Genomic DNA, 17,158 nt, shown 5'->3' on the forward strand with positions numbered 1-17,158 from the left:
CCCCTTAGCCTTTGGCAGGTGCTGCGACAGCACCTTTGGCCGGCGCAGAAGCCGCACCGGCGGCTGGCTTCTGAACGTCGGTCGGACGTTTCAGGCCGATGCGCATCGTAAAGTTCGCGACCCGGCGCTGGTCACGCGGGCTCAACGCGACGGTGCCCGCCGTGATCTCCACAAGCTCGGGTTTGACCAGCCACGGGCTGCTGTTGCCGAGATTGCGCAGCAATTCGGAAACGCGCTCGTTCGACTGCGCCATGCCCTGCAATGTGACGGCCCGATCGTCTTGTTTCATGCTGGCGAGGTAGACGCCATCCGGCAGTTGCCGCACCAGTTCATTCAGCAGATGCACGGGCATGTTGCGGTCGCCCTGCAGATCTTCCACGGCCTGTTGACGCGCCTTCAAGGCGGCGATCTCGGCCTGCAGCGTCGCAATTTCCTTGATCTCGGACTCGAGCTTCTTGATCTCGGTCTGCAGATAATTGTTCTTCGCCTGCTGGCTGGAGATCTGCGCCTGAAACCAGACGTAACCAGCGCCCGCGATCAGACCACCGAGCAGCGCGGCGGCGCCCAGCGTGGCATAGAAGCTCTCGCGGCGACGCTTGCGCGCCGCCTCGCGGTGCGGCAGTAGGTTGATCAGGATCACTGCAGAAACCTCCGCATCGCCAAACCGCACGACGTCAGATAAGAGGGTGCCTCACGCTTGACTTTCTTCTCCCGAATGCCAGCGCTGATCTCCATTCCCTCGAAAGGATTCACCAGGGAGCAGGCGAAGGAGGTCTGCCGTGTCACCGCGCTGGTCAGTCCCGGAAGTGCCGCAGAGCCGCCGGCGAGCAGAACGTAGTCCACCCGGTTGTGCGGCGTGCTCGTGAAGAAGAACTGCAAGGCGCGCGCGATTTCCTGGGCGATGCTGGCCACGAAGGGCTTGAGCACACCCGCGTTGTAGTCGTCGGGCAGGTCGCCGCTTCGCTTCTTGCCCTCGGCTTCTTCGACAGAAAACCCGTACTGACGAACGATGAGTTGCGTCAGCTGCGCGCCCCCGAAGGCCTGATCACGGTCGTACAGCACTTCCTGATTGCGCAAGACCTGCATGCTGGTCGTGTAAGCGCCGACTTCGAAGAGCGCCACGACGGCGTCACGCCCTTGGCCAGGAAGCTGCTCGATCAGCCGCGCCGTGGCAAGCCGCGAGGCGTAGGACTCCACATCCAGAATCATGGCCTTGAGACCGGCTGCTTCGGCCAAGCCCTGTCGGTCCTGCACCTTCTCCTTGCGCGACGCGGCGATGAGGACTTCGACGTCGCCCGCCGAACCGGCGCTCGGGCCCATGACACAGAAGTCAAGGCTGACTTCGTCCAGCGAAAAGGGGATGTATTGGTTCGCCTCCGATTCGACCTGAAGTTCGAGTTCCTGCTCGCTCATGCCCCCGGGAAGGATGATTTTCTTGGTGATGACGGCAGAAGGCGGCAGCGCGAGGGCCACATTGCGGGTTTTCGTGCCACTCTTGCGAACCACGCGGCGCACGGCCTCGGCCACCTCATCGAACTTCTCGACGTTACCGTCCGTGATCCAGCCGCGCTCGAGTGGCTCGATGGCGCAACGCTCCAGCACCAGTTTTCCGCCGGCATCGCGGCCCAGTTCGACCAGCTTGACGCTGGACGAACTCACGTCCAGCCCGACCAACGGCGAGGGCTGACGACGAAACAACGATCCGAAGGCGGTCAAGGTCTATCCCATCCGTTTGTAACGATTGGAAAAATTTGCGTATGGTTGCATGCTAGCAGCAAGATCACGCGACCTCCAAGAATCACGAACGGCCCGCCGCTGAGGCGTTGTCAAAAGTTCACGCAGACGTTCGCTTCTGCAACTTACGTGACGCGGCACGTATTTCGGTGCATTCGGCGCCAGCGAGTCCCCGCTTACGGAATCGGCGTTTTTATAATGCGCGGTGACTCAGTCCCCCTCCATGCCCGATTCTCCCCGCCCCGCGCGCCCGAAAAAAACCGCTCCGGCGCGCCCCCTGTGGCTGACATGGCTGCTGCGCCTGTTGGCCTGGGGCGTCGGTATCGCCGTCGCCGGTGTCGTCGCGATCGTCTGCATCATCGCCGTCGCGCTCGCGGTGGCGTATCCCAACCTACCCGATATTTCCGAACTCGCCGACTACCGGCCGAAGCTCCCCCTGCGGGTGTTTTCGTCCGAAGGTGTCCTCATCGGCGAATTCGGTGAAGAGCGCCGCAATCTCACACCCATCTCCACCATCCCGAAGGTCATGAAGGACGCCGTTCTGGCCGCCGAGGATGCGCGCTTCTACGACCACGGCGGCGTTGACTACAAGGGGCTGGTGCGCGCGGGCCTGGCGAACATGAACCGCGTGAAGAGCCAGGGCGCATCCACCATCACCATGCAGGTGGCGCGCAATGTCTACCTGAGCTCGGAGAAGACGCTGACGCGCAAGATCTACGAAGTGCTCCTGACCTTCAAGCTGGAGCATCTGCTCAGCAAGGACCAGATCTTCGAGATCTACCTCAACCAGATCTACCTCGGCAACCGGGCCTACGGCTTCGCCGCCGCTTCGGAGGCCTACTTCGGCAAACCGCTGACAGACATCACGATCGCCCAGGCCGCGATGCTCGCGGGCCTGCCGAAGGCGCCGGGCGCCAACAATCCTGTGAGCAACCCGTCGCGCGCACGCGGCCGCCAGTTGTATGTGATCGACCGCATGCGCGATGCCGGCTTCATCACTGCCGAGCAGGCAGCCGACGCCAAGAAGGAAGAACTGCACCTGCGGGATGGGGCCGACCCCACGCGCCTGCACGCCGAATACGTGGCCGAAACGGTTCGCCAACTGATGTACAGCCAGTACGGCGACAGCACCTACACGCGGGGGCTGAAGGTCTACACCTCGCTGGTCGCCGCCGACCAGGCCGCCGCTTACCGGGCGTTGCGCAAGGGGATCATGGACTACGAGCGTCGGCAGATCTACCGCGGACCCGAGAAGTTCGTCGACCTGCCCGATGACCCGAAGGAATTGGACGAAGCGGTCGACGATGCCCTGGCCGAACACCCGGACAACGGGGACGTGATGTCCGCCGTGGTGCTGAAGGCGAATGCGAAGGAGATCACGGCCGTGCGCGCCAATGGCGACGTATTGCAGATCACCGGCGATGGGCTCAAGCCGGCGCAGTCCGGGCTGTCGGACAAGGCACCGCCGAACATCAAGGTGCGCCGTGGTGCGGTGATCCGCGTCGCCCGGACCCCCAAGAACACCTTCGAGATCACCCAGCTCCCCGAGGTCGAGGGCGCATTCGTCGCGCTCGACCCGCGCGACGGCGCGGTCAAAGCGATGGTCGGTGGCTTCGACTTCAGCAAGAACAAGTTCAACCATGTGACGCAGGCCTGGCGTCAGCCAGGGTCGAGCTTCAAGCCCTTCATCTACTCCGCGGCGCTCGAGAAAGGCTTCTCGCCCTCGACGGTGATCAACGACGGCCCCCTCTTCTTCGACGCCGGCACCACCGGCGGCCAGCCCTGGGAGCCCAAGAACTACGACGGCGGTTTCGAAGGCCCGATGTCGATGCGCCGGGCGCTGATGAAGTCCAAGAACATGGTGTCGATCCGGATCCTGCAGTCGATCGGCACGCGCTACGCGCAGGACTGGATCGGCAACTTCGGTTTCGAGAAGGAAAAGCACCCGGCCTACCTGCCCATGGCGCTGGGCGCCGGCTCGGTCACGCCGATGCAGATGGCGACGGCCTATTCGGTGTTCGCCAACGGCGGCTACCGCGTGAACCCCTACCTGATCACGCGCGTGACCGACCACAAGGACAAGGTCCTGGTCGAGACCCAGCCGCCGCTGCTCAACGAGAGCATGCGCGCCATCCCGCAGCGCAACGCCTTCATCATGGACAGCCTCCTGCAATCGGTGGCGAGCGGCGGGACGGCCGCGAAGGCGCAGGCCACGCTCAAGCGCCCCGACATCTACGGCAAGACCGGCACGACCAACGATTCGCTGGACGCCTGGTTCGCCGGCTTCCAGCCCACCATGACCGCCATCGCCTGGATCGGCTACGACACCCCGCGCAAGCTGGGCGACCGCGAAACCGGCGGCGGCCTGAGCCTGCCGATCTGGATCAGCTTCATGGAAACCGCCCTCAAGGGCGTGCCGGTGACCGAGCCCACCGCACCGGCGGGCGTGGTCAATGTCGGCGGGGAGTTGTATTACGACGACTACGGACCGGGCCGAGGCGTGACCAGCCTGGGGGTCGATGCCGCATCGACCAGCGGCGAACCGATCACGGGGGCACCCATCGGCGCCCCGCCCCCGCCCGAGGAGCGCAACCGCATCCTCGACCTGTTCCGCAATTGAGTGGGTCGCTCAGGCCGAGAAATCGAGTCGGAGCCCGGCCTGGAGCGATGCCTCGCGCGACAGGTTCGAGAAGAATTCTTCGCCGGTCTTGGTGTCGACCCATGCCGTGCCGTCGTGCCGGTAGTGGTAGCCGCCGGAGCGTGCGGCCAACCAGATCTCCTGCAGCGGCTTTTGCAGGTTGACGATCAACTGGCTCCCGTTGGGGAAGCTCAAGGTGATCATCCCGCCGACCCGCTGATTGTCGATGTCGGCCTCCGTGGCGTCGTTCAGGCGGTCGCAGGCGCACTCGATGGCGGCCAGGGCAGATTCCGCACGATCCATGTACTCGAGGTCGGTCATTACAATTTCGCGATGTTGAACGTCCGTCAAATTCTAATGAGCGCCGTCGGCCTCGCTGCCATCGGGGTCGGCTTGGCCGGCTGCGGTCTCAAGGGCCCGCTGTATATGCCCACGGTGCCGGAGGCTGCCAACCGCGCCACGTTGCCGAGCCTGATCCTCCCGTCCACGCGCAGTGAGGCAGCGACAGCGGCGCCGGCCGATGCCGCCGTGACACCGCCCGCCGCGGCCAGCAGTGCACCCGCGAGCACGGGGGGCGCCAAGTGACACCCCCTCTTCTCCCTGGCCATCCTCATGTGGCCGTACGCGACGGCATGCTGCACGTGGAGGCGTTGTCGCTCGACGCGCTGGCCCGCGAGCACGGCACGCCGCTGTTTGTCTATTCGAAGCAGTGGATGCTCGACGCGCTGGCGGCCTACCGCCGCGGCTTCGAGGGCCGCGACGCCCTGGTCTGCTACGCGATGAAGGCGAACTCATCGCTCGGCGTGCTGCGCGTCTTCGCCGAAGCGGGCTGCGGATTCGACATCGTGTCGGGCGGCGAACTGGCACGGGTGTTGGCCGCAGGTGCCGACCCGGCCAAGGTGATTTTCTCGGGCGTCGGCAAGACGCGCGACGAGATGCGCCAGGCGCTGGCCGCGGGCATCGCCTGCTTCAATGTGGAGAGCGAAGCCGAGCTCGACGTGCTCAATGCGGTGGCCCTTGCGCAGAAGCAGCGCGCCCGCATCAGCATTCGCATCAACCCGAACGTCGACCCGAAGACACACCCCTACATCTCGACCGGCCTCAAGGGCAACAAGTTCGGCGTGGCGCACGACCGTGCGCTGCATGCCTATCGCCATGCGGCCTCTCTGCCGGGTATCGAGGTGGTGGGCATCGACTGCCACATCGGCTCGCAGATCACCGAAGCCTCGCCCTATCTCGATGCGCTGGAGCGCGTGCTCGACCTGGTCGAGACCATCGAGCAGGCCGGCATCCCGCTGCACCACCTCGACTTCGGCGGTGGCCTGGGGATCGACTACAACCACGACACGCCACCGGCCGCCGACGTGCTGTGGAAGCAGTTGCTCGCGCGCCTGGACGCGCGCGGCTTCGGCGATCGCCAGCTGATCGTGGAACCCGGCCGCTCGCTGATCGGCAACGCCGGCGTCTGCGTGACCGAGGTGCTCTACACCAAGCCGGGCGAGGACAAGAACTTCTGCATCATCGACGCGGCCATGAACGACCTGCCGCGTCCGGCGATGTACCAGGCCTTCCACCAGATCGTGCCGCTGGCCGAACGTTCGGCGGGTACTTCGACGACCTACGACGTGGTCGGCCCGATCTGCGAGAGCGGTGACTGGATCGGCCGCGACCGGGCACTGAATGTGGTTGAAGGCGACCTGCTGGCCGTGCTCTCGGCCGGCGCCTATTGCATGTCGATGGCCAGCAACTACAACAGCCGTGGCCGCGCCGCCGAGGTGCTGGTGAGCGGCGACCGCGCCACGCTGATCCGCCGGCGCGAAAGCGTCGACGACCAGCTGCGCGCCGAGCACTTCGACTGAGCACAGCCGCAGCGCAGCCCCTTACTTCGAGGGCTGCGCGCGCGACACGGCGGCGGGGCGTGACGCCACGCCCTTCTTCTGGCGCACGAAGTGCCCCACGCGCCAGGCCAGCAGCACGGCCACGATGCCGGCATAGACGAACACTTCGTTGAAGTTGTTCTTGCCCGCACGCAGCCAGAAGAAATGCAGCAGGCCCAGCCCTGCGATCAGGTAGACCAGCTTGTGCAGCCGCTGCCAGCGCTTGGCGCCCAGGGCCTTGATCGCGCGGTTGAACGAAGTCGCGGCCAGCGGCGTGAGCAGCACGAACGCCGCGAAACCGACCAGGATGAACGGCCGCTTGGCGATGTCCTTCGCGATCTCGGGCACGTCGAATCCCATGTCGAACCAGCCGTAGCTCAGCAGGTGGATGACGACGTAGAAGTACGCGAACAGCCCGAGCATCCGCCGGTAGCGCGCCAGCCCGTTGAGCTTGAACATCACGCGCAGCGGCGTCACGGCCAGCACGATGCACAGGAAGCGCAAGGTCCAGTCGCCGGCCGAACGGATCAGGTACTCGGCCGGATTGGCGCCCAGCCCGTCGGTGAACGCGCCGTAGACGAGCCATGCGAAGGGCGCCAGGCACGCGAGGAAGACGATCGGCTTGGCCGCCGGATGCAGCAGCAGCTTGTTCACGGTCGCGGCAATCGACACGGGCTGGCTCTCAATAGAACGTCTTCAGGTCCATGCCCGCATAGAGCTGCCCGACCTGCGCCTCGTAACCATTGAAGAGCTGCGTCTTGGTGCGTTTGGCGAAGAGGCCGCTGCCGTCGCCGATGCGGCGTTCGGTCGCCTGGCTCCAGCGCGGGTGATCGACGTTCGGGTTCACGTTGGAATAGAAGCCGTACTCGTTGGCCGCGGCCTTGTTCCACGCGGTGCCCGGCTCCTTCTCGACGAAGCGGATCTTCACGATCGACTTAGCGCTCTTGAAACCGTACTTCCATGGCACCACCAGGCGCACCGGCGCGCCGTTCTGGTTAGGCAGCACCTCGCCGTACATGCCGAAGGTGAGCAGCGTGAGCGGATGCATCGCCTCGTCCATGCGCAGGCCTTCGGCATAGGGCCAGTCGAGTACGCGTGAGCCGACGAAGGGCATGGTCTTCGGGTCGGCCAGCGTCACGAACTCGACGTACTTCGCGCCGCCCTGCGGCTCGACCTTCTTGATGAGTTCGGCCAGCGAATAACCGACCCACGGGATCACCATCGACCAGCCTTCGACACAGCGCAGGCGGTAGATGCGTTCTTCCTGCGCGCTGAGCTTGAGGAGGTCTTCGATGCCGTACTTGCCGGGCTTGTTTACCAGGCCCTCGACCTCGACCGTCCACGGCCGTGTCTTGAGCGTGCCGGCGTTCTTGGCAGGGTCTGCCTTGTCGGTGCCGAACTCGTAGAAATTGTTGTAGCTCGACGCATCCTTGTAGTCGGTGAGCTTCTCCATCGTCTGCGCGCCGGGCACGTTGGACTTGGCACCCTTCAGCGCCGCCAGCTTGCCGGGCGCCGTGGCCTGCGCCAGCGCATCGCGCGCCGCCCACGACGCCAGGGCGGCACCGGCCGCGCCGCCGGCCAGGAGCTTGAGCATGTCGCGGCGGCCTTCGTAGGCCGCGCGGGGCGTGATGTCGCTGGAAGCCGCGTGGATGAAACCGCGGTCGATGAGGTCTTGACGGGAACGATGGGACATGACGCGCCTTTCAATGATGAGGGGGTGGTTCACCCTCAATTCGTTGCAGAACCCGATTTGGTTACGCAGCACCGGCGCGTTTGGATCAAAGCGTGCCGTAGCTGTGCAAACCGCTCAGGAACATGTTCACGCCGAGGAAGGCGAAGGTCGTCACCGCCAGGCCGCCCAGCGCCCACCAGGCCGCCACGGTGCCGCGCAGGCCCTTGACCAGCCGCATGTGCAGCCAGGCTGCATAGTTGAGCCAGACGATCAGCGCCCAGGTTTCCTTCGGGTCCCAGCTCCAGTAGCCGCCCCAGGCATCCGCCGCCCACAGCGCGCCGAGCACCGTGGCGATGGTGAAGAAGGCGAAGCCGACGGTGATGGACTTGTACATGACGTCGTCCAGCACCTCGTTGGCCGGCAGGCGTGCCGCGATGCGCTTGCGCCCGAGCAGGATGCCGGCGGCGATCAGCGCCGAGATGCCCGCATAGACGACCCAGTAGCTGCCGCCCGCCTCCTGCACCCGCTGACGGAAGGCCACAGGCACGAAGCACAGCGCCACGCCCAGCAACCAGATCGGCGTGAGCTTGTACCAGCGCGTCTCCTGGGCCTGTTCCTTGATGAGGTAGGCGAAGGCCACCATCGCGGCCAGCGCGAAGGTGCCATAGCCGATGAAGTTGGCCGGCACGTGCAGCTTCATCCACCAGCTCTGCAAGGCCGGCACCAGCGGCTGGATCTCGTGGGCCTCGCGCACCAGCGTGTACCAGAGCAGGAAGCCGACGGCCGCGCTCACCACGAGCATCACGAAGGCACCGACGGCGCGCGTGGCGTAGCGCTCCTCGAAGTACAGGTAGAAGGTCGCCGTCAGCCAGCAGAACAGCACGAAGACCTCATACAGGTTGCTCACCGGGATATGGCCGATGTCCGGGCCGAGCTGGTGGCTTTCGTACCAGCGGACCATGGTGCCGATCAGCGCCATCGTGACGCCGGCCCAGGCGATGCGCGAGCCGATCATCTCCATGGCGTCGCCCTGCTTCTCACCGAACAGGCCCAGCCAATAGAAGAGCGTGCTCATGAAGAACAGCACGCTCATCCAGAGGATGGCCGATTGGCTCGACAGGAAATACTTGAGCCAGAACACCGTATCGGCACGCGCGAGATCGCCTTGGTAGGAGCTCACCGCGAGCAACGACGCGGCAGTGACCACCACCGCCAGCACCCGCAAGGGGCGCCAGAACCAGCCAAGCCAGATCACTGCGGCCAGTGCTGCCAAGAGGATCGGCTTCTCGTAGTAGTCCATCGAGCCGCCGTAGCGCGAGAAGGCGAAAAGCCCCCCGGCCACAACCAGCGCTGCGAACACCCAGTCGAAGGCGTTGCGCCGCGTCAGCCAGCTGTCGTTGAGGGTCAGTGTCGTGGTCGTCATGGCGCCGGTTCCTTGTGGAGATCGAGCAGCTTGTTCTTGAGATTGTCGAATTCGCGGTCGCTGTCCATCGTGCGGCGGTTCACCGAGAAGGCCATCGTGGCGCCGCTGCCGCCGGTGCCCTCGGGCACCAGCCAGATCCACAGCCTGCGTTCGCGCACGTACAGCATGGCGAAAATGCCGACGATCAGCAACAGGCACCCGAGATAGACAACGCTCTTCCCAGGGGCGCGCGCCACCTGGAACACGCTGGCCTGCACCTGCTTGAAGTCGGTCATCATCATCGCGAACGGTGCCGGGTAGAAATGCGCGTCGCTCATGGCCAGCACCGCCTGGGTGAGGAAGGCCTGCGACTTGTCGTCACCCGGCAGCGCTGCCAGGCCGGCGCGCTCGCGGCTCAGGTTGAGCACTTCGAACAGCACCTCGTTGAGGATGCGCACCAGCACCGCGCCGGCGCGCGCGCGCTCGGCCTCCGGCACGTTCAGCTCCATGAATTCGGCGATGGCCTGCCAACCGCCCTTGCTGGTCGCATCGACCTTGACGCGTTCGATGCCGGCGAAGAGCGCCAGCGCACGCGTGGTGGAGGCGCGCAGCTGCTCGGCCAGTTCGGGCCGCTGCGGATCGCTGGCGCGCGCAACGTAGCGCTCCACCGCACGGGCGCGCAGCGCGTCGTCCGCCAGCGCATCGCGCATGCGCGTGAAGCCGTCCATCGAACCGTTCTCGTCCGCCGGCACGCGCAGGTAGCGGAACGGGTCTTCGGGCCGCTCGCGCATGCCCAGCAGGAACACCGGCTGGCCGTCGCCGGTGTCGACCGGCACCATGTAGTTCTGGTATTCGCGCGCCTGGCCGGCCGCGTCGCGCAGCTTGTAGCCGATGCTCGGGCCGATGTTGCGCAGCACCTTCGGCTTGTTGGTCTTGTTGGCGGCACCCAGGCGGGACTCGAGGCTGTGCTGCAGGTCGACCTTGCGGACATCGGCGCCACTGGTCATCGGACCGTTCGCCTCGTCGCCGAAGTTCTCGACGTTGATGACGCGCAGCGCGACGTATTCGAGCGTGAGCTTGTCGCTGCCGTTGGTGATGTCGGAACTGCCGCCGATCGTGCCTTCGAGTTCGAAGGGCTTGGCCGCCGCGGCCATCGGCACCGCCTTGAGCTTCACGGTCGAACCGCCGTCGTCGAAGCTCGACTGGTAGATCTCCACGCCCTTGTAGCTGGCCGGGTGGTTGACCTCGATGCGCGCGGGCACCTCGGCGCCGGTCTCGCGGTCGTGCAGCACCACCTCGCTCGCGAAGAGCTTGGGCATGCCGGTCGAGTAGTAGTCGACGATGAACTTCTTCAGTTCGATGGCGAAAGGTAGCTCCTGCAGCAACACGCCGTCGGACTGGTTCAGGATGGCCACGCTCGAGCGGCCGCCTTCGGGCACCAGGATGTTGCCGCGGAAGGTCGGGTTGGAGGGCGACAGCCGGTGCTCGGCCGGCACGTCGGCGATCATGCCGCCACCGGTGAACACGCTCTTGCCGTTGAACCAGGTCTGCGCGCGCACCACCAGGTCGCCGTCGAACAGGCCGCCGATGCAGATCAGCACGATGGCGCTGTGCGCGGCGATGTAGCCCAGCTTGTGGGCACCGCCGGCACGCGCCGCCACCATCCAGCCGGCGCCTTCGCGATGCTGCAGCTTGACCTTCCAGCCGCCGCCGGCCAGGAGCTGGCCGATGCGTTGCGCCGCCGCCTCGGGCGCCTCGCCGAGCGTGGCCGCGGCGCGCTGGCCGAAGGCCTTGAGGCTCTGGGCGCGGATGTCTTCCTTGAAGGTCTTGAGGTCCTTCAGGATGTGCGGCGTGTTGCGCGCGATGCACAGCGAGGTACTGATCACCAGGAACAGCAGGATCAGCAGGAACCACCAGGCGCTGTAGATCGCATCGAGCCGTGCGGCACGGAACAGCTCGGCCCAGAAGGGTCCGAACTGGTTGACGTAGTTGCCGAAGGGCTCGTGCTGCTTGAGCACCGTGCCGATGATCGAGGCGATGCAGATGATCGTCAGCAGCGCGATCGCGAAGCGCATCGACGAGAACAGCTCCACCCCGGCGCGAAGTGCCTGGGGGCCGCGGCGGACGCGGAGACCGTGGGTGGAGACTGACATGCGAGGTGCAGGAGGGGAAAAGAGGCGCTCTCAAAAGCAAGAAGGCGGGCCATCCGTCTGGATCGGCCCGCCTGGTTGGGTCGGTTTGCCGGCGCTTAGTTCACGCGCAGAACACCGCGATCGACGGGGCGATCAACGCAGGCCGGCGATGTAATCCGACACCGCCTTGATCTCGCGGTCGTTCAGCTTGGCCGCGACGCCGGTCATCTGGGGGCTGTTGGCGCGCACGCCGTCGCGGAAGGCCACGAGCTGGGCGGTGGTGTAGTCGGCGTGCTGTCCACCCAGGCGCGGGTACTGCGCGGGCAGGCCGGCGCCGTTGGGGCTGTGGCAGCTGGCGCAGGCCGGGATGGTGCGGTCGGCAATGCCGCCGCGGTAGATCTTCTCGCCGAGCGAGACGAGGTCCTTCTCCTTGGCGAAGCCGGGCTTGACCGTCTTCGAACCCACGAACCAGGCGACGTTGCGCATGTCCTCGTCCGACAGGGCCGAGGCATAGGGTTTCATGATGGCGCTCTTGCGCTTTCCGGACTTGAACTCCTGCAGCTGCTTGAGGATGTACTCGGGATGCTGCTGCGCCAGCTTGGGGTTGGCCGCGATGGCCGAGTTGCCGTCGGCGTTGTGGCACGACGCGCAGCTCTGGCTGTTGGCCGGCGTGGCGTTGAAGATCGTGTCGCCCTTGGCCGGATCGGGCTTGGCCGGCTTGGCCGCCGCTGCAGCCCCCGCGGCGGCGGGCTCCTGAGCGAAGGCACCGCCGACGGCGGCGCCCAAGATGATGGCTGCAAGCAGGTGAGAGGCAAACAACTTCATGTCGGGGGCTCGTTTTTGTGGCGCAAAACCCCGCGATTCTACAATGGTGCATCGTTCCGAAAGCCTTCTCATGACCTCCCCTGCGCCCTCACCGGCCACCGCAACGCCGCCGGCGGCGCCTGCACCCGACCGGATCCGCGCGGCCCTGGGCTGGCTGCACACTGCCCATTTCCTCACCAGCGCCCCCCAGCTGGAGCACCTGCCGGCCTTCGATCTGCCCGAGATCGCCTTCGTCGGCCGCTCCAATGCCGGCAAGTCGACCGCCATCAACACGCTGACGCAGCAGACCCGCCTGGCCTTCGCCTCCAAGACCCCCGGCCGCACCCAGCACATCAACCTGTTCGGCCTGGGCAAGCAGAAGGTCGACGACGCCGTGCTGGCCGACCTGCCCGGCTACGGCTATGCCGCGGTGCCGCGCGAGGCCAAGCTGCGCTGGCAGCGGGTGATGGGCAACTACCTCATCACCCGCGAAAACCTGCGCGGCGTGGTGTTGATGTGCGACCCGCGCCACGGCATGACCGAGCTCGATGAGATCCTGCTGGAGGTCATCCGCCCGCGCGTCGAGCAAGGCCTCAAGTTCCTGATCCTGCTGACCAAGTCGGACAAGCTCACGCGCTCCGACGGCGCCAAGGCGCTGTCCATCATGCGACTGCAGGCCGGCGGCGGCGAGGTCAAACTGTTTTCGGCGCTGAAGAAGCAAGGCGTCGACGAGGCTGCCGAACTGCTCTGGCGCTGGGCGCATCCCGAGCCCTGACGCCGGTGGCACCGGTCGGCCGGCCCCTGAGCCACCGGAGTCCACCGCATGATCGAGACCTTCCAGCGCACGCTGCCCAACGGCATCACGCTCAGCTGCCGCGCCAGCGGCACACCCGGGCGCCCGCTCATGGTGTTCCTGCACGGCTTCCCCGAAGGCGCCTTCATCTGGGACGAACTGCTGGAGCACTTTGCGCAGCCGGCCCATGGCGGCTTCCGCTGCATCGCGCCCAACCTGCGCGGCTTCGAGCAGTCCAGCGCACCGCCCGCCGTCGAGGACTACCGCCCCCACCTGCTGGTGCAGGACATCCGCCAGCTCGCTGCCACGGAAAGCGCCGACGGCATCATCGACACGCTGGTGGCGCACGACTGGGGCGGCGCCTTCGGCTGGGGCTTCGCCAACGCCTTTCCGCAGCAGCTTCGGCGCCTGGTCATCCTGAATTCACCCCACCCCGGCACCTTCGCGCGCGAGCTGCGCGAGAACCCGGCGCAGCAGAAGGCCAGTGCCTACATGCACTTCCTGGCCCGCCCGGACGCCCCGGCGTTGCTCGCCGAAAACGACTACCGCCGCATGTGGCCCTTCTTCACGGCGATGGGTGCGGGCGCCGAGCGCTTCGGCTGGCTGACCGAGACGGTCAAGGACCAGTACCGGGCGTTGTGGGATGCGGGCCTGCGCGGCGCCTGCAACCTCTATGCGGTGACGCCCCTGAAACCGCCGCTGCAAGGCCAATCGCCCGATGCGATCCCGATGCTGCCGCGCGAGCGGCTCACCGTCGACGTGCCGACGCTGGTGCTCTGGGCACTCGACGACAGCGCCCTGCTGCCGGCCCTGCTCGACGGGCTCGACGACTACGTGCCCGCGCTCGAGGTGGTGAAGGTTCCCGACGCAACCCACTGGATCGTCCATGAGCAGCCGCAGCGGGTGATCGCCGAGATCGCTGCTTTCGTCCGGCGCGATCAGTAGACCGGCTGTTCGCCCTCGGGGCGCGTCTTGAAGCGCCGGTGCACCCAGTAGTACTGCGATGGCATCGCGTCGATGTAGCCCTGCAGCCGCTGGTTCATCAGCGCGGTGTCCGCCACCACGTCGTCGCTCGGGAAATCCTGCCAGGCCGGCAGCACCTCGATGTCGTAGCCGGTGGGAGTCAGGCGCGAGACGATCGGCACCACCTTGGCCTTGCCCAGACGCGCGAAGCGCGACAGCGACGGGATGGTCGAGGCCTGGATGCCGTAGAAAGGCACGAAGACCGTCTGGTCGCGCCCGAAGTCCATGTCGGGCAGCAGATACAGCAGCCCGCCCTTGCGCAGCCCGGCCACGATCGGCTTGATGCCCTCGGACCGGTTGAGCGTGATCACGTTGCCGAAGCGCTGGCGGCCTTCGCGAATCCAGTCGTCGATCAGCGGATCGCGCTGCGTCGTGTAGATGGTGGTGGACGGCCGCGCCGTGTGCATGGTCAGCGCCGTGGCCGCCGCGTCGAGCCCGTAGAAATGCGGCGCGAACAGGATCATCGGGGCGCTGCCGTGCGCCATCTCCTCGATCTCGAGCGGCGCCCCGACCACGCGCAGGCGCTGCCGCACCACCGATTCCGGCGCATGCCACAGCCAGCTGCGGTCGAGCCAGGACTGCGCGACGAACACGAAGGTCTCGCGCGCGATGCGCCGCCGCTCGGCCGCCGATTTCTCCGGAAAGCACAGGGCCAGGTTGGTGTCGACCACATACCGGCGCGGCACGGCCACCGTATGCAGCAGGCGACCCAGCACCATGCCGAACCCGCGCGACACCCGCAGCGGAACATGGGCCATCGCCCGCATGAAGACGATGCCCAGGCGGCTGCCAACGCTCATGCTGCCGCGCTTTCGGGCGCTTCGGCCTTGGGTTGCTTGAAGCGGGCGTAGTCCCAGACGTACTGCCCGGGCAAGCGCCGGATCAACGCCTCGACGCCGGCATTGAGCGCCGTCGCGGCCTGCTCGGGCGTCGAGCGCGGGTCGCTCATCGCGGTGCCGTCGAAGGCTTCGAAACGAATCGCATAGCGCGCACCGCGCAGGCGCTCGCACACGCACAGAAACACGTGCGCACCGGTCTGTTGCGCGAGGCGCTGCAGCAAGGTCATCGTGTAGGCCGGCCGGCCGAAGAATGGCGCCCAGACGCCCTGCCCGAGCGGCGGCACCTGGTCGGGGAGCATGCCGGTGTAGCCGCCCGCGCGCAGCGAGCGGATCAACCCGCGAACGCCCGCCACGCTGGTCGGCAGCATCTGCAGGCCGGCCCGGTCGCGCGAGCCCTTGACCAGTTCGGCCATCCAGGCCTTGCGGGGGGGCCGGTACAGGGCGGTGAGTGGTCCGTAAGTGCACTCGTAGCGCTCGGCGACGGCCTGGCCGCACAGTTCCCAACTGCCCAGGTGCGGCGTGATGAAGATGACGCCCTTGCGTTCGTTCATCGCCGCCTCGAAGCCCTCGGCGCCCTCCCAGCGCACGATGCGCGGCAGCACGCTCTCGCCGCGCGGGCGCGACCACAGCCAGGGCAGTTCGGCCGCCATCGCGCCGGCCGCACCGATGGCCGGGCGGTACTGCGCGGGCGTGAAGCCCGCGGCCGCGGCGTTGGCGCGGAAGCGGCGCCGGTAGTCGGGCGCCATCCACCACACCAGCCAACCGAACACCACGCCGAGCCGCTGCATCCAGGGCAGCGGTACGCGGGCGAGCAATCGGAAGAGAAAGATCATTCGGGGAAGTGGGAGGCGGTTACTCGCTTGATGCCCGAATGCAAGGGCGGCCGGGCTGGAATACAATGAAATTGTCGCTGAGTTACGGAACTACTTGCAGGGCGACACGCACAAGCGCCGAGCGATTGTGCCTTGGCCGAAACGGCCGTCTGCTAAAGCGTTCGCCAGAGCTCCCCACGGAATCGGCAACGCGCCTTTCAACCTGATGGAGTATTTAAAGCACATGGCGAACGATTTCCTCTTCACGTCCGAATCCGTCTCCGAAGGCCACCCCGACAAGGTGGCCGACCAGATCTCCGACGCGATCCTCGACGCGATCTTCGAACAGGATCCGCGCAGCCGCGTGGCCGCCGAGACGCTGACCAACACCGGCCTCGTGGTGCTCGCCGGCGAGATCACGACCAACGCGCACGTCGACTACATCCAGGTCGCGCGCGACACCATCAAGCGCATCGGCTACGACAACACCGACTACGGCATCGACTACAAGGGTTGCGCCGTGATGGTCTGCTACGACAAGCAGTCGAACGACATCGCCCAGGGCGTCGACCACGCAAGCGACGACCACCTCAACATTGGCGCCGGCGACCAGGGCCTGATGTTCGGCTACGCCTGCGACGAGACGCCCGAGCTGATGCCCGCGCCGATCTACTACGCGCACCGCCTCGTGGAACGCCAGGCGCAGCTGCGCAAGGACGGCCGACTGCCCTTCCTGCGCCCCGACGCCAAGAGCCAGGTCACGATGCGCTATGTCGACGGCAAGCCGCACAGCATCGACACCGTGGTCCTTTCCACGCAGCACCACCCGGATCAGAGCGAGACGGCCACCAAGATGAAGGCCTCGTTCAACGAAGCGATCATCGAAGAGATCATCAAGCCGGTGCTGCCCAAGGAATGGCTTCAGAACACGCGCTACCTGATCAACCCGACGGGCCGCTTCGTCATCGGCGGCCCGCAAGGCGACTGCGGCCTGACCGGCCGCAAGATCATCGTCGACACCTACGGCGGCGCCTGCCCGCACGGTGGCGGCGCGTTCTCGGGCAAGGACCCGTCCAAGGTCGACCGCTCGGCCGCCTACGCCGCGCGCTACGTGGCCAAGAACATCGTGGCCGCCGGCATCGCGCGCCAGTGCCAGATCCAGGTCGCCTACGCGATCGGCGTGGCCCAGCCGATGAACATCACGGTCTACACCGAAGGCACCGGCCTGATTCCCGACGACAAGATCGCCGAGTTGGTGCGCGAGCATTTCGACCTGCGTCCGAAGGGCATCATCCAGATGCTCGACCTGCTGCGACCGATCTACCAGAAGACCGCCGCCTACGGCCACTTCGGCCGCGAAGAGCCGGAGTTCACCTGGGAAGCGACGACCAAGGCCGCCGACCTGCGCGCGGCTGCCGGCCTCTGACCATTC

The 17,158-nt window shown here is 66.4% G+C and carries 16 protein-coding genes; 6 read left to right on the forward strand and 10 right to left on the reverse strand.

The genetic code is table 11. The annotated features are described in order from the left end of the window. Nucleotides 1-4 precede the first annotated feature (4 nt). Both QTH86_RS12325 and QTH86_RS12330 read right to left on the reverse strand, forming a co-directional pair. Entirely contained in the window at nucleotides 5-640 is a 636-nt protein-coding gene (locus QTH86_RS12325) for a PilN domain-containing protein (protein WP_286644405.1), read from the reverse strand. Then, entirely contained in the window at nucleotides 637-1,716 is a 1,080-nt protein-coding gene (locus QTH86_RS12330) for a pilus assembly protein PilM (RefSeq protein ID WP_286644404.1), read from the reverse strand. The genes QTH86_RS12325 and QTH86_RS12330 overlap by 4 nt, the downstream gene beginning before the upstream one ends. A gap of 241 nt (nucleotides 1,717-1,957) precedes the next feature. Here QTH86_RS12330 and QTH86_RS12335 point away from each other — a divergent pair, with 241 nt between their 5' ends. Further along, nucleotides 1,958-4,354: a penicillin-binding protein 1A gene (locus QTH86_RS12335; RefSeq protein WP_286644403.1), complete on the forward strand. Its 2,397-nt coding sequence runs from the start codon at nucleotides 1,958-1,960 to the stop codon at nucleotides 4,352-4,354. 9 nt (nucleotides 4,355-4,363) lie between these two features. Here the strand turns inward: QTH86_RS12335 and cyaY are convergent, their stop codons facing one another. Further along, nucleotides 4,364-4,693, reverse strand: a complete 330-nt coding sequence (gene cyaY, locus QTH86_RS12340) for an iron donor protein CyaY (RefSeq protein WP_286644402.1) — start codon at nucleotides 4,691-4,693, stop codon at nucleotides 4,364-4,366. A gap of 12 nt (nucleotides 4,694-4,705) precedes the next feature. On the opposite strand from cyaY, the gene lptM reads away from it, so the two are divergent. Together lptM and lysA are read left to right on the forward strand one after the other, a co-directional pair. Next, on the forward strand, nucleotides 4,706-4,957 hold the full coding sequence (gene lptM, locus QTH86_RS12345) for an LPS translocon maturation chaperone LptM (protein WP_286644401.1): 252 nt from the start codon (nucleotides 4,706-4,708) through the stop codon (nucleotides 4,955-4,957). 47 nt (nucleotides 4,958-5,004) lie between these two features. Then, a complete protein-coding gene (gene lysA, locus QTH86_RS12350) occupies nucleotides 5,005-6,231 on the forward strand; it encodes a diaminopimelate decarboxylase (protein WP_286646709.1) in 1,227 nt (408 codons plus the stop codon). 21 nt (nucleotides 6,232-6,252) lie between these two features. On the opposite strand, the gene msrQ is transcribed toward lysA, so the two are convergent. The 5 genes from msrQ to QTH86_RS12375 all read right to left on the reverse strand — a co-directional run bounded on the left by msrQ (nucleotide 6,253) and on the right by QTH86_RS12375 (nucleotide 12,280). Beyond that, entirely contained in the window at nucleotides 6,253-6,903 is a 651-nt protein-coding gene (msrQ, locus tag QTH86_RS12355; RefSeq protein WP_286646708.1) for a protein-methionine-sulfoxide reductase heme-binding subunit MsrQ, read from the reverse strand. Between the two features lie 28 nt (nucleotides 6,904-6,931). Then, complete coding sequence (msrP, locus tag QTH86_RS12360; RefSeq protein WP_286644400.1) at nucleotides 6,932-7,942, reverse strand: protein-methionine-sulfoxide reductase catalytic subunit MsrP; 1,011 nt, start codon at nucleotides 7,940-7,942, stop codon at nucleotides 6,932-6,934. Between the two features lie 85 nt (nucleotides 7,943-8,027). After that, nucleotides 8,028-9,344: a c-type cytochrome biogenesis protein CcsB gene (gene ccsB / locus QTH86_RS12365; protein ID WP_286644399.1), complete on the reverse strand. Its 1,317-nt coding sequence runs from the start codon at nucleotides 9,342-9,344 to the stop codon at nucleotides 8,028-8,030. Continuing rightward, the gene (locus tag QTH86_RS12370) at nucleotides 9,341-11,476 is read right to left on the reverse strand and encodes a cytochrome c biogenesis protein ResB (RefSeq protein ID WP_286644398.1); all 2,136 of its coding nucleotides are present in this window, start codon (nucleotides 11,474-11,476) and stop codon (nucleotides 9,341-9,343) included. Before QTH86_RS12370 ends, ccsB begins: the two co-directional genes overlap by 4 nt. Before the next feature lie 132 nt (nucleotides 11,477-11,608). Beyond that, nucleotides 11,609-12,280, reverse strand: a complete 672-nt coding sequence (locus tag QTH86_RS12375; protein WP_286644397.1) for a c-type cytochrome — start codon at nucleotides 12,278-12,280, stop codon at nucleotides 11,609-11,611. 70 nt (nucleotides 12,281-12,350) lie between these two features. Here QTH86_RS12375 and yihA point away from each other — a divergent pair, with 70 nt between their 5' ends. Both yihA and QTH86_RS12385 read left to right on the forward strand, forming a co-directional pair. Continuing rightward, nucleotides 12,351-13,034, forward strand: a complete 684-nt coding sequence (gene yihA / locus QTH86_RS12380) for a ribosome biogenesis GTP-binding protein YihA/YsxC (RefSeq protein WP_286644396.1) — start codon at nucleotides 12,351-12,353, stop codon at nucleotides 13,032-13,034. 48 nt (nucleotides 13,035-13,082) lie between these two features. Continuing rightward, nucleotides 13,083-13,997 carry an alpha/beta fold hydrolase gene (locus QTH86_RS12385; protein ID WP_286644395.1) on the forward strand — a complete coding sequence of 305 codons (915 nt, stop codon included), beginning with the start codon at nucleotides 13,083-13,085 and terminating at the stop codon, nucleotides 13,995-13,997. On the opposite strand, the gene QTH86_RS12390 is transcribed toward QTH86_RS12385, so the two are convergent. Together QTH86_RS12390 and QTH86_RS12395 are read right to left on the reverse strand one after the other, a co-directional pair. Then, complete coding sequence (locus tag QTH86_RS12390) at nucleotides 13,991-14,875, reverse strand: lysophospholipid acyltransferase family protein (protein ID WP_286644394.1); 885 nt, start codon at nucleotides 14,873-14,875, stop codon at nucleotides 13,991-13,993. The genes QTH86_RS12385 and QTH86_RS12390 overlap by 7 nt on opposite strands. Continuing rightward, a complete protein-coding gene (locus tag QTH86_RS12395) occupies nucleotides 14,872-15,747 on the reverse strand; it encodes a lysophospholipid acyltransferase family protein (protein ID WP_286644393.1) in 876 nt (291 codons plus the stop codon). The genes QTH86_RS12390 and QTH86_RS12395 overlap by 4 nt, the downstream gene beginning before the upstream one ends. A gap of 223 nt (nucleotides 15,748-15,970) precedes the next feature. Between QTH86_RS12395 and metK the strand changes: the two genes are divergently transcribed. Further along, entirely contained in the window at nucleotides 15,971-17,152 is a 1,182-nt protein-coding gene (gene metK, locus QTH86_RS12400) for a methionine adenosyltransferase (protein WP_286644392.1), read from the forward strand. Nucleotides 17,153-17,158: the final 6 nt, after the last annotated feature.

It is taken from the genome of Variovorax sp. J2L1-78, from assembly GCF_030317205.1.
Taxonomy (GTDB): Bacteria; Pseudomonadota; Gammaproteobacteria; order Burkholderiales; family Burkholderiaceae_C; genus Variovorax; species Variovorax arabinosiphilus.

What these genes read in the sequence shown, in the direction of transcription:
- QTH86_RS12370 (WP_286644398.1), bottom strand. Translation starts at nt 11,476, where the DNA reads ATGTCAGTCTCCACCCACGGTCTCCGCGTCCGCCGCGGCCCCCAGGCA.
- yihA (WP_286644396.1), top strand. Translation starts at nt 12,351, where the DNA reads ATGACCTCCCCTGCGCCCTCACCGGCCACCGCAACGCCGCCGGCGGCG.
- QTH86_RS12335 (WP_286644403.1), top strand. Translation starts at nt 1,958, where the DNA reads ATGCCCGATTCTCCCCGCCCCGCGCGCCCGAAAAAAACCGCTCCGGCG.
- ccsB (WP_286644399.1), bottom strand. Translation starts at nt 9,344, where the DNA reads ATGACGACCACGACACTGACCCTCAACGACAGCTGGCTGACGCGGCGC.
- lptM (WP_286644401.1), top strand. Translation starts at nt 4,706, where the DNA reads ATGTTGAACGTCCGTCAAATTCTAATGAGCGCCGTCGGCCTCGCTGCC.
- QTH86_RS12390 (WP_286644394.1), bottom strand. Translation starts at nt 14,875, where the DNA reads ATGAGCGTTGGCAGCCGCCTGGGCATCGTCTTCATGCGGGCGATGGCC.
- metK (WP_286644392.1), top strand. Translation starts at nt 15,971, where the DNA reads ATGGCGAACGATTTCCTCTTCACGTCCGAATCCGTCTCCGAAGGCCAC.
- msrP (WP_286644400.1), bottom strand. Translation starts at nt 7,942, where the DNA reads ATGTCCCATCGTTCCCGTCAAGACCTCATCGACCGCGGTTTCATCCAC.
- QTH86_RS12385 (WP_286644395.1), top strand. Translation starts at nt 13,083, where the DNA reads ATGATCGAGACCTTCCAGCGCACGCTGCCCAACGGCATCACGCTCAGC.
- QTH86_RS12395 (WP_286644393.1), bottom strand. Translation starts at nt 15,747, where the DNA reads ATGATCTTTCTCTTCCGATTGCTCGCCCGCGTACCGCTGCCCTGGATG.
- cyaY (WP_286644402.1), bottom strand. Translation starts at nt 4,693, where the DNA reads ATGACCGACCTCGAGTACATGGATCGTGCGGAATCTGCCCTGGCCGCC.
- lysA (WP_286646709.1), top strand. Translation starts at nt 5,005, where the DNA reads ATGCTGCACGTGGAGGCGTTGTCGCTCGACGCGCTGGCCCGCGAGCAC.
- QTH86_RS12375 (WP_286644397.1), bottom strand. Translation starts at nt 12,280, where the DNA reads ATGAAGTTGTTTGCCTCTCACCTGCTTGCAGCCATCATCTTGGGCGCC.